This window comes from Caballeronia arationis (assembly GCF_001544975.2).
Taxonomy (GTDB): Bacteria; Pseudomonadota; Gammaproteobacteria; order Burkholderiales; family Burkholderiaceae; genus Caballeronia; species Caballeronia arationis.
This window is the reverse complement of the sequence record NZ_FCOG02000148.1, coordinates 1-13,810: the sequence shown is the minus strand read 5'-3', so window position 1 is coordinate 13,810 and position 13,810 is coordinate 1. Positions and strand designations below refer to the sequence as shown.

Below are 13,810 nucleotides of genomic sequence, written 5' to 3'. Positions count from 1 at the left end.
TTCGTCGTCAGATGCAGCGTGTTGACGAGGTCAGCCTTGTGCGGCTTGATGAACACGTGGTTCATCTTGTCGTCGTCGACCTCCCACTGGACGCTGTCGCCCATCGCCGGGTCGGCGATCAGCTTCTCGCCCTTCTCCAGCACGATCGTCGTTAGCTTGAGCGGCGCGGTCAGAACGCGGTAGATCTGGTCGCGGCTGTATGGAAACACGCCGATGCGCGCGTCGCCCGGCATCGTCAGCGGGGCCGCCCCGCCGTTAAACGGATTGATCGGGCTCATGGGGTCGCCAGCGACCATCGCGGCATTAAACGCCGAGTCGCTCGCGGCTTTCTTGGCCACAGCCGGTTGAGCAAGCAACGCTGCGCACGCAGCGAGAATGCACATGCCGATGACCGGCCGTTTATTGAAAATGGTTGCGGTCATGCTTATGCGGTCCGCTCAAGGCGGAAAAACGGAATGAAGATGCCGAAGGGGTTCGTCGTCAGCGCCTGCTCAGCAGTGGGTGCGACGATTTGATAGCGCAGCGTGAGCGCGTACGACTTCACGTCCGGCTTGCCCGTGGCGCCAGCCTGCGAGGTGCTCGTCGTGAATTCGACGAGTACAGTCGAGTCTTCTAGCAACGCGATGTTGCGCACGTCGACTTCGCGGATCAGTTTGGGGTTGGCCGTGATCTGCTGGAACGGTGTGTCGGCCTTGAGCCAGTCGCGGAACTGACCGGCTGCCGCGCCTATCATTTGCGCTTTCACCGAGTTGATGTTCGCGGTCATGCGCGAAGTCTCGAGGCGGTCCGACAACACCGGTTCAATCGTGAACCAACGAACGGCCATGTCTTTGACCGTCGTTCTCACCGCTTGCGAGTCGGGCTTATAGGCGACAAGCTCGGTCACGATGGGATGACCGCCGGTGTCGGCAGACACGCCCACGACGCGAGTGACCGAAGGCGGTGGTTGCCGCGTCCACACGGCGCCGGCCGCGATGACAGCCAGGCCGAACGAAATCAGCATCCAGCGATTAGCTTCGAGCTTGAGCCTTGTGCTCGTCTCGAAAATCACCTTGCTTGGATCTTCTTCGGCGTATGAGCCGGGGGCCGTGGACAGCGCGGCCCGACGCTTGTTCTTAAAAAGACGCATGGCAACCCTTTGGAATGGTCACCATTGAAACAGCGCGAGCGTCCTTTTCTAGCCCGAAAGACGATGAGTTTTGTGCGCCATTGCACTGCGGGCTTCTGTCGGCACGACCCCATCGCCACCCCTTGCGGCAACGCTATCCGGATAGCGGCCGTTTCGGGGAATGACGCGTAAAAATGTATAGCTTTTTCTCAATTCAGGTGTCGTGAAACGTGCGATGACAACGCCGACACGTAATCTGCACGAAAGCAAACCTGCCGTTTAAGAGGCTGGTGACTAAACGGCAGGTTTTGTAACAACGGCTTTCCCTTTTGAATTCAGTCACCTAACTCCATCAGCAATCAAACAACAACGCTATCCGGATAGCGCTCTTCCGTCACCAAGCAGTCATCACCTCGACCTCGACAGCACCGGGCGTATGACTACTGTCTTCCACGTAGTGGTTGACGCAACGACTGCAGTATTGTCCTCGCGCGTACGGAATCTTGACCGCGATGTTGAGCGCTGTGGCGCCGTTGAAGAGTAGCTAGCCGCAGGCGGTGCAGAGCGGTCGTATGTCAATATTTGTAGTCTTAAAGCCAAAAGCCAGATTGGCATCCGCCGTCGGCTACCCAGGCTTTGTCGCATCTGCTTGCTTTTGGGCCGTTTTTTCATGCCGAACTGTTCATTTCGCCGACTGCCGGTCCTGCCTTCCGCGACCAGCCTTCAACGGTGCCAGGCGAAGGTCTACACCTATGGGTGTAGACCTAACGAACAAACGTAGTCCTACACCCCGACAAACGTGGACCTGAGCGGCCCTACAACCGTAGTCCTGAACTCCTGAAACTACATCTGTCGTGCGTTTGTCACGTATAAACGTAGTCCTCCCATCTTGATTTCGCTGCCAAATCAAGTGCTTACCCGGCGTAAACGATTAGATTAGATTTTCTCTACTTAAAGATTCGAATCCTCTGAAAGTTTTCCACATCAGAAATCTCTCAGTTGCCCCGGGGACTGTGCATGCAGGTGTTTGCAGAGAATGGTTCCACCACAACGCCTGTACCACTGCCTGAGGCCCACGTTAGTAGGGAGCATGCACAGTTGCTTTCTGTTGAGTTGTGGAAAGGACTACGGTTATGGGGATCTTTCTTGCCAATCGCCCTATAAAGGTAGTCTTGACGCGTGGGTTCCCAGATAAACGTAGGCTTCATGCCCTCACAATCACAATTCGGCCCGATTAGCCGTGCTTCCTACAAGGGCCGCGTTGCCTGTACTTACGCATCACCCGAAGAAACTGAAAACACGCCCTACAACCGTAGTCCTTACCCGGTCTGCCCTCCCCGTCGTAGCGGGCGCTTCGCGTGATCCCTATTGGGCGGACGTTGCCTGCGCCCAACAATATTGACGACAAGTCCAGGACTACGTTTCTGAGGTGGCAGCGATTGCGAACCGGGCAAAACTGCAAGCTTCGACCGGGGGTTGCGCCAGGCCAATCAGTCCAAGACGCGCCAGGGAACTACGTCTATAGGGGGGAAAAAATAGGGCCGCTTGCATCTGTCTCTTCAAAGACTACGGATAACTCTTTGACATGGGGCTTAAAGCCAAGCATATTACCGCCCATATGGGCGTCGGAGTGCGTATGAACGGAAAGAGCAAAAGAAGCAGTCGTGCGCGAGTGATTGAAGGCGTGGAGCAGCTTGGCGTGGCTGCCCCGTCGCAGGAGATTGTCGAAGCAATCGACTGGAACGAAGGGGACGGGGCTTCCCTTGCGCAGATCGGGGGCGATGTCGCCGATGTGCTCACCGCTGAGGACGAGGCTAAGCTTTTAGAGCGTCTATCTTCGGGAGATATGACGCGCTTTTATCTTAGTAACGAGTCAGAAGGTCGCCGCAATTTCCAACAAAGCCTCGACCTGTTCCGGGTAGGAACTCCGATTGTCCAGATCAAGGAGGAACTCCTATTAAAAAAGGTCAGCCAACGGGTCCGCTTCGTTAATCCATTGAAGTTACTTCAGAGTAAGTTGCACAACGCTTTGATTTTCGTCGCCCGCCCGACGATGACGACACAGCAGGTTTTTTCGGTGTCATTGGATTACCTGTCGTGGCTGGTCGATCACAACGTGAACGACTACTCCTACCTGAAAGAGTCACTGACTGAAATGCAGCAGTCGCTCATGCAAATACCAGACGGTGACCGCTGGTTTTCCACTCAGATGGTGCAGGACGTTTTGATCGAAGGGACAACACTGCACTACAAGATTCCGGCATTTCTCCTGAAGCTATATGCTGCTCCCGATCGGTACCACCACGTTTCGATGCGGATGAATGCAAAGTTCAAGAGCAAGTACTCCTTAAGCCTGTACGAGATCCTCCGTGAAAATCTCTGGCGGGGGGAAACCGGATATATGACTCTCAGCGAGTTTCGCGAACGTATGGGCGTTGCTGATGATGAGTACCTCGAATTCAAGCGGCTTAGTATGCGAGTCATCCAACCTGCGCTGGCGGAGCTCGAATTATTGGGAGACATCTTCGCATCAGTGAGATATGGCCGCGAAAAGCGCTTCATCACGTCGTTGAATTTCGTCATAGTACAAAATCCAAAGAGTCAATTGGCGCTCGAAGGCGCGTATCTTGACCCGGGAAAATACAAAGAACTTCGGGAAGAGTTTGGGCTGAACCAGAAGCAAGTCAAAGAGATCGCGGAGTCTTTTCCAATTGAACGCATTGAAGCCATTGCCGATGTCCTGCTCTTTCGCTATGTACTAAATAAGCAGAAAGCTCCGGTCAAGAATTGGCAATCGCTGTTTAAGAGTGCGTTGCGGGACACAGAAGACCGTTACTTACTGACGAACAGCGAGAAGGCGGAGCTAGCAGTCTTCCGGGAGCGTCGCCAGCAGGCGGCTCAATTGGAGGATGCTCAGCGTCGCGAGGAAGCAATCGAGCGGAAGCGAAGCGAAGTGCGAAAGAGTCAAACAAATCAGATGGACGAGTATTGGACCTCGCTCCAGCAAAAAGAAAAACAAGCGCTATGGGATCTGTTCTTAGGGTCCCCGGAAGGCAAGCATTTCCGTCAGGCAAGGAAGATAACACCTGGCAGCGCGCCGGATGTTACCCACCCGCTCGCTCGTGCGAGCTTTGTGGACTTTCTGAAACGTACCGATCGCGTTTGACATATACCTATAATTTCACAGATGCGTCGTATTCGGAGTGTTATGCGCGATCTACCGGGCAGTGCAAGGATCAAAACATTTCGATTCGGCATCAACACGACGTATCACTATCGGGTTGTGAAACGAGGTCGGAATGCGCACTACGGCTTTCGTGACTCTTTGGGAAAATAATCGTTGGCCCCTTGCCCGTGTTCACCCCGGTTCGACCAGATCGGGTAATCGATCGGGCATCAAAGCAGTACCTTCAAATTAGGTGCTACCACGTGGTAGACGAATCATCGCGGTGCTGGCGGTTGATTGTAGACGACTAGGCTGCACTACCACGTGGTAGCGAATCATCGCGTTGCTGGCGGTTAAAAGTGGATGACAAGGTTGCACTACCACGTGGTAGACGAAGCATCGGCTGGCGTTGATAGTAGACGACAAGGCTGCACTACCACGTGGTAGGCGAACCATCGCTTTACTCGCGGTTGATAGTGGACGACAAGGTTGCAGTACCACATGGTAGACGAATCATCGCGTGCTGGCGTTGATCGTAGACGACGAGGCTGCACTACCACGTGGTAGATGGCACGAGGCGACTGGCACGTCGTAGATGGGAACGGCGGAACGGCGCGGTGCTGTCGTAATGATTGATGAAGACCACTCCGCCTACCACGTGGTCGGCGGCATTACCGTGTGGCAAATTAGAGCGGCAGTTCCAACGCAGTGCAGTGCCGAGATGTGGGATGGTCCGCGCTACCACGTGGTAGACGGCATTGCCGACGGTACCACTGGACAGATGTGACGAACCAGAGATGCGTGAGAGCGACTCGTTTAGGTCGGAGCGCTCTGACACGCGGCAGATCTCTGCCGTCCTGCCTCCCGCATGTCAAGAGCACCAACGTCGACATTGTCGCCTGAACTCAAGGCCGAACTAACGTTGCCAACATAAGCCCCAACCAGGCGAGTGATTCAATCGATCAATTTGCGACCTCGATCGTCTTTAACTATTGCGTACTCGCAGTTAAAGTGACTTCTAGATTTCTCGTCAGCCGCCAACTAGAATGGCTCGGTCGGCTATATACGTGGGTTTGGCACTCGGATAAATGCTGCTGTCTAGGAGGACCAGATGGGTTTAGTGATCGCAATCGCAAATCAAAAGGGAGGGGTGGGTAAGACTACGACCACCATGAACCTCGCGGGCGCCTTTAGTTCGGCGGGCTACAAGGTATTCGTGGCTGACGCCGACGGGCAGCAGTCATGCATGAGTTGGGCGGCCACTGCAGATCCGAGTACTCCGTTGCCCTTCAGAGTTGGTGCAGTACGGAAGCTTGAGAAAAATATTGGGAACGAGATCGGGCGGCTTGCGGACGATTACGACATCGTTATCGTTGATTGCCCACCCAACATTGATGATTTGACAACGGGGCGTGTCCTTGCAGTCGCTGACGCGACCATTGTGCCAACAAACGCCTCCCCCTTGGACTTGTGGAGCAGCGAAGGCATGATGGCGCTAATCGAACGAACGCGTGTACACAATACTCAGGGTAAATTCGCAATAGTCGTAAGTAAGTCAAATTCTAAAACATTGCTACATCGCCAGATGAGCGATGTCCTAAAAGAGAGCAACGTGTCTCTGTTGAGGACTAACGTCCGTCACCGCGAAGTCTATCCTCAGGCTGCGGCTCTCGGGCGTACGGTGTTCGATGTTCGCGGGGTGCGCGGCGTGAAACCGGCGCGAGAGGAAATCAACTCGCTCTACGAAGAGATCGTTGAATTGCTGAACGCGGAAGATAACGCTGAGGTAATGGCTAATGGCTAAACAGCTGAATCTAACGAGTCGTGTGCGTGCCGGAATGGCGGTAGAGAGAGAATCCGCTGAGGCGCGGCTTGCGAAGAATGACGTCGCCGAAACCGCACGGCGGGAGGCTGTCAACGTGATCGGAAAAGCGTCCGAAGCGATCGTCCGACCAACGGGCCGGTTCAAAATCAAAATCTCTGAGGCGGTATCGAACCCATACAACCCGCGCTCTTTTTATAACGCCGAGACAATCGAAGGTTTGGCACGGAGCTTCGAGCAAGAGGGCCAATTAGAACCGATCAAGGTCACGCGACTACCGGAGTTTCCGGGGAAATTTGTGATCATCGACGGTGAACGGCGACTCAGGGCGGGAAAGTCACGGGGGGACGAATTCATTGATGCAGAGCTTTGCGAGGAAACCTTAGAGAAGCAGACTCTCTATCTTCGCGCATATCGAGCTAATAAGGAACGCGACGAGCAAACAGTTTTCGACGACGCGGTTGCATGGAAGCGTCTGCTAGACGAAGGCATATATCGTGAATATTCGGAATTGGCCGCCGCAGTCGGAGAGGCTCCGTCACACGTAAATAAAGTCATCCTACTGAACAGTCTGCCGACGTCATTCTTGACGCAGATGGCGCGTTTCCCGAAGTCTGTCGGCTTGGCACATGCTTACAACCTCAAACTCATCCTCGAGCGAGCAGGACAGCAGGTAGCGGAGCATTGGCTGCACGAAATCCTTGAAGGCAGAGCAAGTGTGAGGCGACTTGAGCAAGTCGCGGCTGCTGATGCGCCAACGAAGCGCGGGGGCCCACGACGCACCCACTACCAATCCCGTGTCCAGTTCAAACGAGTCGACGGAGTCGCCTTAGGGGAGATGAAGCTTTTTGGAGATGGTCGCACGGAGCTCAGTCTCGTCGGCGTCCAAGGCGAGGCCCAGCAGCGGCTCGCCGAGCGAATGAAAGAACTCATCGAAGTCTGGAGCCAAGAGTTAGAGGGCTGAGCCGACCTGCGAGCGACTATTCGTTCAGCATGTTTCCGTGATCTACGTCAGATTTCGGAGGGCTGGACGCCGGCCGGCCATCGAGCCGCGTTGCGGAGCCTACAAAAAGACGCTCGACGCGAATAAAGAAAAGCGGTGCAAAACTGCCTTCTTTAATAACGGAAGCCTGTCGCCCAGTCGATAATTCGGTCAAAGTATCAGTAGGGAAGAAATGACAGACAAACCGGATGCCCCAATATCGCGCGATCCCCTCGCTCTTGCTGCGCTCTACCGCTCGGGCCTCGGCGGTGCCTGGAATACACAAAAACAGGCGGTCGCAGCGCTGGCGCCGGTTCGACCCAAAGTAACAGCTGAAATCCTCATTAGAGCAGTAGGTGTCTCGAAGCTTCCTGAACCGGTACTTTCGCTCTTCAATGTTGCTGGGATTCTCAATCAAACGGCAAGGGAGCTTTGTCGGCTTGCCCGCAAGCACGGCACGGACGCCCTCTCGGAACGGGCGCTACATATCGATCCCCGAGGAAAAACTTGGCGTCAAATCGTCGAAATGCTGGACGGTATGGAGCCTTCTTCGCCTGTACGTGCGCCGAAAGCTTTTCCGCCTCTAGTGCTAGCTTCTGAATACAAGCGAGGACTTGCCGAAGGGCGTTGGACCTCGACAAGGTCGGCTGAAGCAATCACCGGCTGGGGTAGAGCCCGTGTGCTAAAAGCTGTCGCGATCTCGGACTTGCCTCCTCAGGTACTCGAACTCTTCGAACTGACGCCGATTACGTTCGATCTTGGGGATATCTTAGTCAGGATCCAGAAAGCAATCGGCACGCGCGAGCTGGCGACGCGCGCGGAGAAAATGCTGCTGACTCCGCGACGCCGCACGACAGACGAGATCGTGGCGACGCTGCTGCAGGTGCGCCCCGAACAGGGTGTTGAACTCGTCGTTCGGCGTGAGCCAACGGCTATGGTCTTTGAATTCAGGGTGGGGCTGGCGGAAACGGAAGAACTGATGGTGGGGACTGACGAGTTGGCGGCACTAGTGCAGGTGTCGGTGATGAATATGAGGTTCAAACGACATGTCGGTTCAGTCTCGGTCCGCAAAAAGCGATGACAGAAAGTCGATATACTGAATCTGACGCTGCCGCCCGCAAATCCGGGCGGGCCAATGACCCCGGAAACAACTGTGGTTAAATCACTGTATATATACACAGCAAGTCACCCCTCGCTATGTCTCTTCCGAGCTTCCTGCCCGTCAGCTACCACGAACTCAGGCTGCTTTGGAGTCGCTATAGAGGGCGCGATGCGGATGTCCAACGGCTGGTATTAGAGAGCAGCGCTTCGCGGAGTCCTCGACGAGGCATTTCACCTTCAGCAGCTCGTCGCGCTAGAGAAACTCCGCCTCTTGCTAAACAATGAACGGACGCGCTAGCGGAAAGCAGTGGCAATCGAGTGGGAGTTTCACCGGTGAAACTGCGGAAAGTAGGTGGGAACGCTTCGGCGGCAATCTAGCGCGTCCGCTCATCATGCGGTCCCGTCGAAAAGGGAGGGCGGGCGGTTAGGGTTATCCCGAATAAAGCAACGATTTATTGGGCAATCGCTCATTAATCTTAAGCAGACGCTTACCTATACTGAAGTCACTGAAACGCAAACAGGGCTGTTTGCGAAAACAAGACTCTGGAGGTAAGCATCATGAAACTCGCAACTATCATCATCGCCGCTGCACTCGCCATCCCGGCAGCTTCTTCGTTCGCTCAGAGCCAACCTACTCGCGCCCAAGTTAAGGCTGAACTGGTCCAGCTCCGAGATGCTGGATACAACCCGAGCATGGATCGCACGACGTACCCGGCGCAGATCGAAGCTGCCGAAGCCAAGGTCGCGGCACAAAGCGGCCCGAACAGCTACGGTGGCGTCGCCGATACTGCATCGGCATCGGGCGGCCCGGCTCGCACCGGCAATAGCATTGCTCCTGTCTATTTCGGTCACTAATCAACCGATCGAGCCAAGAAGCTCGCGCTAAGTACTAGAGAACTGGCCGCTGCCGGGAAACCGCAGACGGCCAGTTCGCTTATTAGGACCTCCGCCACCGGCAGGCCGATGGCTTGCCCAGCACTTAGTTCGTCCTGGGCTTTTTTCGTTCTGGGGCTATGGGAAAAGGATAGCGGCGATGTCCCGGGCGCTATGCAGGACGTGAATGACGTCGATGCGCTCGGGGTGCCCGGTGACACGGTAGAAAATTTGGTAGCCGCCGTGAACACGATGTCGCACGCCGCGGCCTTCGTAGCGAGGCACGAGCGGGTAGGCGAGGGGCATGTCTGCGAGGCTCATGCACTTGTCACGCAGCTCGCGAACGAAGCTCAAGGCACGGCGTGGATTGTCGCGGGCGATGTAGTCGCCGATGGCCTCAAGCTCGGCCTCGGCGCCAGGCAGGATGCGAACAATCATGCCTTGCCGTTCACCATCGCCTGATACTTGGCTTCCAGCCGGTCGCACACTTCTTCCGCGGGTTTTCCTCGACCCGCATCTGAATCGGCGATGCCTCGCTCGATCACGGCATCAAGCGCGGCCAGCTGCGTCTCGCGATCCTGAATCAGTCGCACGCCTTCGCGGAGCACCTCGCTTTTCGAGCCATAGCGTCCTGACTCGACCAGCTTCGTAATGTACCCCTCGAGCTGCTGTCCAAGGTCTGCGCTAATCATGGTTCTTCCCCTCCGAGTAAGTACCCAATAGTGCAACGCTTATCAACTATTATCAAGCGCGGGCGCAAGAGTGCCACAACATTGCTCGGCGCACAAATCACACAAATACTCCTTCTCGAGCTTCGTCGCGTTGCTGTTGCGTCGCTCGCTGCCAGAGGGGCTTGTGATCTTTGCCGCCTTCCGTCTTGTTGATGATGTGACCACAGTGGTAGTGGATTGCGTGCTTGAGCTGTTCGATCATTAGGTCGCGCCACCGTCGCAGGATGCTTGTCCGCCGATTTATCGGCAAACGGAGGCTGCGACTTTAGTTGACGACTGGACGAATACTGCGCTCAGGGGTAATACGAACGCCCAAGTGACTTCCCTGACTGGTACAGGCCGGGACCGCTGCGGATGCGGGCGTTTGTCCCAGTGAGGATAGATACCCTTCCGGGCCGGGGGCGAAGGTCTCGTTTCCGAACAGAAGTCTACTTCTGGCTAACCAGCGACCTTCCGCCTTTGCAAAGATGCACACCATCTGCCGCTGGAACGGCAGAGAGTGGGACGTCGTGGCGATGACGGATAGCGACCGCTCGCGACACCTCCCTTCAGCGTTTGCCCCCGTTGTTCCCCCTACTGGTCAAGCGCTCGCTGCTTCCAGGCAGCGGTGGGCGATAGGGGAAGTCAAAAACTGGGTCAATGCGTCTCTCCAATCTTTGATGGCTCACTTCGAGCACCGGCATTGTGTTCAATTCTCGAAGCGTAGGCAAGGGCCAACAAGCGACCCGACCCTAAAGTCTGCGCAGGTGATGCCGTAATGATGAGTCGGCCGCGGATTTGCAATGCCCCGGCCCACCGGGTTATGTAGCTGTCTAAGGGGAGTGTATGCAACGTCTTATAGCTGGCCTTCTCGCCGCAGTCGCACTTGGTGGCTGCGGCTCAACCATGACGCAATTGCGAGATGCGGACAAAGTCCCGGCCGAGCGTCTGTTTTCTGCGGCCAACACAACACCGGGCGAGGGAAAACAGAAAATCACCGTGGTCCGCAACGGTGGAACGATGATCGGTTCGGGGATGCATGTGCTTCTCAACGTGGACGGTGCGAAGACCGCGGAATTAGGTACTAACGACGCGGTCGAGATCTACTTGGCAAAAGGAGAGCACCTGCTAATGATCGAACCGAAATACATGTCCACTTCGTCGTCGCAGCTCAGTGCGGCCCTCGTTGTCCCTACTAAGTTTCCGGTCTATCGGATTGATATCAACGTAAGCGGCCCGCGGTTTCAACCGTCTATCGACTGAGCCACCGACCGCCAACAAGTGCCGCGTGAGCGACTTCTTTCCAACTAGCCAAATGAACGATGCAACTGAACACTGACATTTCCGATCCGCGGACCATGGAATGCGACGAGTGGGCGAGCAAAGAAAAGCAACGGATTCAGGCCCAGCAACGGAACGCCGGCGTCTGGCTCATAACCATCCGGTTGAGGCAAGAACTTCGTGACCGAGGCGCCAAGCTCGTCGGCAAAATTTGGATGCCGTCGGGCGCATACCTTGACCCGCATCCGGCGTGGCACTATCACTGCGCCGTTCTCTTCGAAGGAATCGTCCGCGACGAACTACATCCGAACGGGTTACCGCTTGAGGCGTACAAACGCATCTTTCCGTTCTCGGACGACCTCGAATTTGTTCCCGAGGACGGGGTATTCATTTGACGGAGCCGCACACGGAGCCGCACGTCTGAGCATGGTAGCTATTGCGTCTTGCTCGCAGCCATCGATCTGGCGTCTCTGTCCGGGCTTTCAACTTTCGCTCAGTGGGTCGACTTTCGGACGACGGTAGAACGAGGCGGCTTCTCGAAGCATCCGTTGCTTCTCCGCTTGGACATAAATCGACGTCGTCTGCAGCGATGCATGTCCGAGGATCTTTTGCACGACGTCGAGCGGCACGTCCTCTGCCGCGGCGTGCGTGCCGAAGGTATGACGGAACGAGTGCGTCGATGTACCGGCCAGCAACTTCATTTCGTCCGTCGTCAGGTCTGGCATTCCCTTGATGAGACGCTTCATGACCCATTCCATCATGAAGTTGATGGTGTCGACGTGGTAGGCGAGCCGGGCGCCGTCCGCATGTTTCGCTTGGGCCTCTTTTCCCGGCGGAATGAAGATTGGTGCGAGCAAGGGTCCCGCCGTCGCGCCACGGAAGTCCTCGCCGCGGTCTCTCCAATGTGCCGCCAACGCCTCGATCGCGGCCGGGCTGACCGGGACGGTGCGCTGCTTGTTGCGCTTGCCGACGATCGTCAATTGCCACACCAAGTCTTCACCGTCGCCATGCTCCGTGGGCGATATGCCTTCTCTACGGGCGGACGCGAGCTCGTCGCGCCGAAGTCCGGAGTCCGCAGCTAGAAGGATCGCGACTCGTGCTGATCGCCAGTAGGCAGCCGCTTGGGGCTTGCACTGGCTATCGATATGGCCGCGAATCCGCGCCCACAGGTCGGCGGGAAGGGCGCGCTCGACTTTCAGGAGGTTTTCGCGTTCAACGATGACCGGGTCGGACACGGCGGTCCACGGGTTGCCAGCCAGATAGCGGACGTCGACCAGCCATGCAAACGCCGCACGCAGCGCGCGGACCGCATACCGCTGACTCTCGGGACTCAGCTCGCTCGCTGCAAATGGCCTCCAGCGCCCGCTCGCGCGAGACTGGCGCGGACCGACGAAAGCCGGCGAGGGCGCTTTGAGGAAATCCCGGTAGGCCTCGCAATCGTCAGCCAGCAGGGAACTGAGCGCTTTGCGCCTGACGGTCACGGTCCACAAAAGGAACCGTTCCAACTCTTTCGTGTACGCGCGCAGTGTCTTCGGCTGCTCGCGGTAGCGGTGCAGGTAAGCGCGGACCGCCTCGAGGTCGTTGTGCGCCACGATGTAGGGGAAGCTGGCGTGGCGGTTCAGGCCGCCGGCGCCGGAGAGTTCGCTCGGCAGCCGCACGCGCTCCAGCGGCGCCAGGATGCCCGAATCCGTATCGATCGTTACGAGTTCGCTTTCCGGGGCCGAAAACGGATCGTCGATTGAGACGTCGGCGCCGACGCGCGCACCGATCGCATCCTCGTTCTGACGCAGCCACGACACGACCCGCTGCGCGCGGCCTGGCCCAATACGCGGAACCGCCCGCCACCAACTCCCGCCGCGTCGGTTGCAGAAGTCCACCAGTTCGGCCAGCGTGCCAATGCCCGCGTCTTTCAGCCGTCGGGCGACCAGCGGCCGGAACCACATGCCAACCCCGTGCGTCGGCTCGGGCTTCGCGACGGCCAAGAGCGCCGCCTGCTCGACCATCTTGAGCGTCACGGCGGTCAGGCGCGCGCTGCCGTGCGCTTTGGCCGACGACTTCAGGTGGTCGGCCAAAACCGTCGAGCCATGCTCGAGCGCCAGTTCAACCAACTCCGCCTGCATGCGCCTCAGAAACGACTCGACCCAGCCCGGCGTCGCTTCGTTGCCGTCTTCGTCCTCAGAAAAATACAGCCGCGCGATCGTCGACGGGGGGATGCGCTGCACGTAAGCCCGTAGCGCCGCGAAGTGATTGCGCGTGTACGACGCCCGGCTTTTGGAGACGGTCTGTGGTTTGTTGGCCATCTGAGTCTTTTCGTTGTCTGGAGGCCCGTCTGGACGGGACGTAGATGCCCTACCCCCCTATTTTACCCATTAAAACCATGCCTGATAATACGAATTATCAGGCATGGAGCGTCGCGAAAGGTCGGCGTTGGCGGCCACCGAACGTCGGAATACGCGCCGGCAAGACTACCTGACGATTCGCTGGACGCCCGTTGGACGAACTCGGGCCCGCGAAAACCTTGCGTAACACAGGCCATTTATTGGTCTACAATAATTCCTATTGAACCATCGACGGAGACTCGACAGGTGGCAGAGACTAGGACGTTGACGGCACAGGTGCCCGTCGAACTTGCTCAGGAAGTAGATGCGTTGTCTGAGCGTCTTGAGCGGCCCCGCCAGTGGATCATCAAAAAGGCGCTGGTCCAGTTCCTTACTCGCGAGGCAGAGAAGCGACGCCTGATTCAGGAAGGTCTGGATGACGTCACCGC

The 13,810-nt window shown here is 56.9% G+C and carries 13 protein-coding genes; 7 read left to right on the top strand and 6 right to left on the bottom strand.

The window, feature by feature from the left end; translation table 11 throughout:
• Both AWB81_RS36005 and AWB81_RS36000 read right to left on the bottom strand, forming a co-directional pair.
• A partial coding sequence (locus AWB81_RS36005; protein WP_159938991.1) for a TrbG/VirB9 family P-type conjugative transfer protein occupies positions 1 to 422 on the bottom strand: 422 nt, incomplete at its 3' end.
• A 2-nt stretch (positions 423 to 424) separates the two neighbouring features.
• Positions 425 to 1,129 carry a VirB8 family type IV secretion system protein gene (locus tag AWB81_RS36000; RefSeq protein WP_062642544.1) on the bottom strand — a complete coding sequence of 235 codons (705 nt, stop codon included), beginning with the start codon at positions 1,127 to 1,129 and terminating at the stop codon, positions 425 to 427.
• 1,564 nt (positions 1,130 to 2,693) lie between these two features.
• Here AWB81_RS36000 and AWB81_RS35995 point away from each other — a divergent pair.
• The 5 genes from AWB81_RS35995 to AWB81_RS35970 all read left to right on the top strand — a co-directional run bounded on the left by AWB81_RS35995 (position 2,694) and on the right by AWB81_RS35970 (position 9,034).
• A complete protein-coding gene (locus tag AWB81_RS35995) occupies positions 2,694 to 4,274 on the top strand; it encodes a replication initiation protein (RefSeq protein WP_062642541.1) in 1,581 nt (526 codons plus the stop codon).
• Positions 4,275 to 5,385: 1,111 nt separating this feature from the next.
• Complete coding sequence (gene parA, locus AWB81_RS35985) at positions 5,386 to 6,078, top strand: ParA family partition ATPase (protein ID WP_062642537.1); 693 nt, start codon at positions 5,386 to 5,388, stop codon at positions 6,076 to 6,078.
• Positions 6,071 to 7,060 (top strand): ParB/RepB/Spo0J family partition protein, encoded by a 990-nt coding sequence (locus AWB81_RS35980; protein WP_087135421.1) that lies wholly within the window; start codon positions 6,071 to 6,073, stop codon positions 7,058 to 7,060. The genes parA and AWB81_RS35980 overlap by 8 nt, the downstream gene beginning before the upstream one ends.
• A gap of 211 nt (positions 7,061 to 7,271) precedes the next feature.
• Positions 7,272 to 8,159, top strand: coding sequence for a hypothetical protein (locus tag AWB81_RS45185; RefSeq protein WP_144444284.1), 888 nt, complete (start codon positions 7,272 to 7,274; stop codon positions 8,157 to 8,159).
• A gap of 578 nt (positions 8,160 to 8,737) precedes the next feature.
• Positions 8,738 to 9,034, top strand: coding sequence for a DUF4148 domain-containing protein (locus AWB81_RS35970; protein ID WP_062642531.1), 297 nt, complete (start codon positions 8,738 to 8,740; stop codon positions 9,032 to 9,034).
• Positions 9,035 to 9,190: 156 nt separating this feature from the next.
• Here the strand turns inward: AWB81_RS35970 and AWB81_RS35965 are convergent, their stop codons facing one another.
• The 3 genes from AWB81_RS35965 to AWB81_RS46030 form a co-directional block, all read right to left on the bottom strand.
• Positions 9,191 to 9,490, bottom strand: a complete 300-nt coding sequence (locus AWB81_RS35965; protein ID WP_062642529.1) for a type II toxin-antitoxin system RelE/ParE family toxin — start codon at positions 9,488 to 9,490, stop codon at positions 9,191 to 9,193.
• Complete coding sequence (locus tag AWB81_RS35960; protein ID WP_062642527.1) at positions 9,487 to 9,744, bottom strand: type II toxin-antitoxin system ParD family antitoxin; 258 nt, start codon at positions 9,742 to 9,744, stop codon at positions 9,487 to 9,489. The genes AWB81_RS35965 and AWB81_RS35960 overlap by 4 nt, the downstream gene beginning before the upstream one ends.
• A 97-nt stretch (positions 9,745 to 9,841) precedes the next feature.
• Positions 9,842 to 9,985, bottom strand: coding sequence for a hypothetical protein (locus tag AWB81_RS46030; RefSeq protein ID WP_159938990.1), 144 nt, complete (start codon positions 9,983 to 9,985; stop codon positions 9,842 to 9,844).
• A gap of 623 nt (positions 9,986 to 10,608) precedes the next feature.
• On the opposite strand from AWB81_RS46030, the gene AWB81_RS35955 reads away from it, so the two are divergent.
• Entirely contained in the window at positions 10,609 to 11,025 is a 417-nt protein-coding gene (locus tag AWB81_RS35955) for a hypothetical protein (RefSeq protein WP_144444283.1), read from the top strand.
• A gap of 59 nt (positions 11,026 to 11,084) precedes the next feature.
• Positions 11,085 to 11,438 carry a hypothetical protein gene (locus tag AWB81_RS35950; protein ID WP_062642524.1) on the top strand — a complete coding sequence of 118 codons (354 nt, stop codon included), beginning with the start codon at positions 11,085 to 11,087 and terminating at the stop codon, positions 11,436 to 11,438.
• Between the two features lie 87 nt (positions 11,439 to 11,525).
• Here AWB81_RS35950 and AWB81_RS35945 read toward each other — a convergent pair whose 3' ends face one another.
• Positions 11,526 to 13,265 (bottom strand): site-specific integrase, encoded by a 1,740-nt coding sequence (locus tag AWB81_RS35945; RefSeq protein WP_327373108.1) that lies wholly within the window; start codon positions 13,263 to 13,265, stop codon positions 11,526 to 11,528.
• Positions 13,266 to 13,810: the final 545 nt, after the last annotated feature.

Excerpts from the sequence above, each read along its gene's own strand:
- AWB81_RS35960 (WP_062642527.1), bottom strand. The coding sequence starts at position 9,744 with ATGATTAGCGCAGACCTTGGACAGCAGCTCGAGGGGTACATTACGAAG.
- parA (WP_062642537.1), top strand. The coding sequence starts at position 5,386 with ATGGGTTTAGTGATCGCAATCGCAAATCAAAAGGGAGGGGTGGGTAAG.
- AWB81_RS46030 (WP_159938990.1), bottom strand. The coding sequence starts at position 9,985 with ATGATCGAACAGCTCAAGCACGCAATCCACTACCACTGTGGTCACATC.
- AWB81_RS36000 (WP_062642544.1), bottom strand. The coding sequence starts at position 1,129 with ATGCGTCTTTTTAAGAACAAGCGTCGGGCCGCGCTGTCCACGGCCCCC.
- AWB81_RS35955 (WP_144444283.1), top strand. The coding sequence starts at position 10,609 with ATGCAACGTCTTATAGCTGGCCTTCTCGCCGCAGTCGCACTTGGTGGC.
- AWB81_RS45185 (WP_144444284.1), top strand. The coding sequence starts at position 7,272 with ATGACAGACAAACCGGATGCCCCAATATCGCGCGATCCCCTCGCTCTT.
- AWB81_RS35995 (WP_062642541.1), top strand. The coding sequence starts at position 2,694 with ATGGGGCTTAAAGCCAAGCATATTACCGCCCATATGGGCGTCGGAGTG.
- AWB81_RS35970 (WP_062642531.1), top strand. The coding sequence starts at position 8,738 with ATGAAACTCGCAACTATCATCATCGCCGCTGCACTCGCCATCCCGGCA.
- AWB81_RS35980 (WP_087135421.1), top strand. The coding sequence starts at position 6,071 with ATGGCTAAACAGCTGAATCTAACGAGTCGTGTGCGTGCCGGAATGGCG.
- AWB81_RS35950 (WP_062642524.1), top strand. The coding sequence starts at position 11,085 with ATGCAACTGAACACTGACATTTCCGATCCGCGGACCATGGAATGCGAC.
- AWB81_RS35965 (WP_062642529.1), bottom strand. The coding sequence starts at position 9,490 with ATGATTGTTCGCATCCTGCCTGGCGCCGAGGCCGAGCTTGAGGCCATC.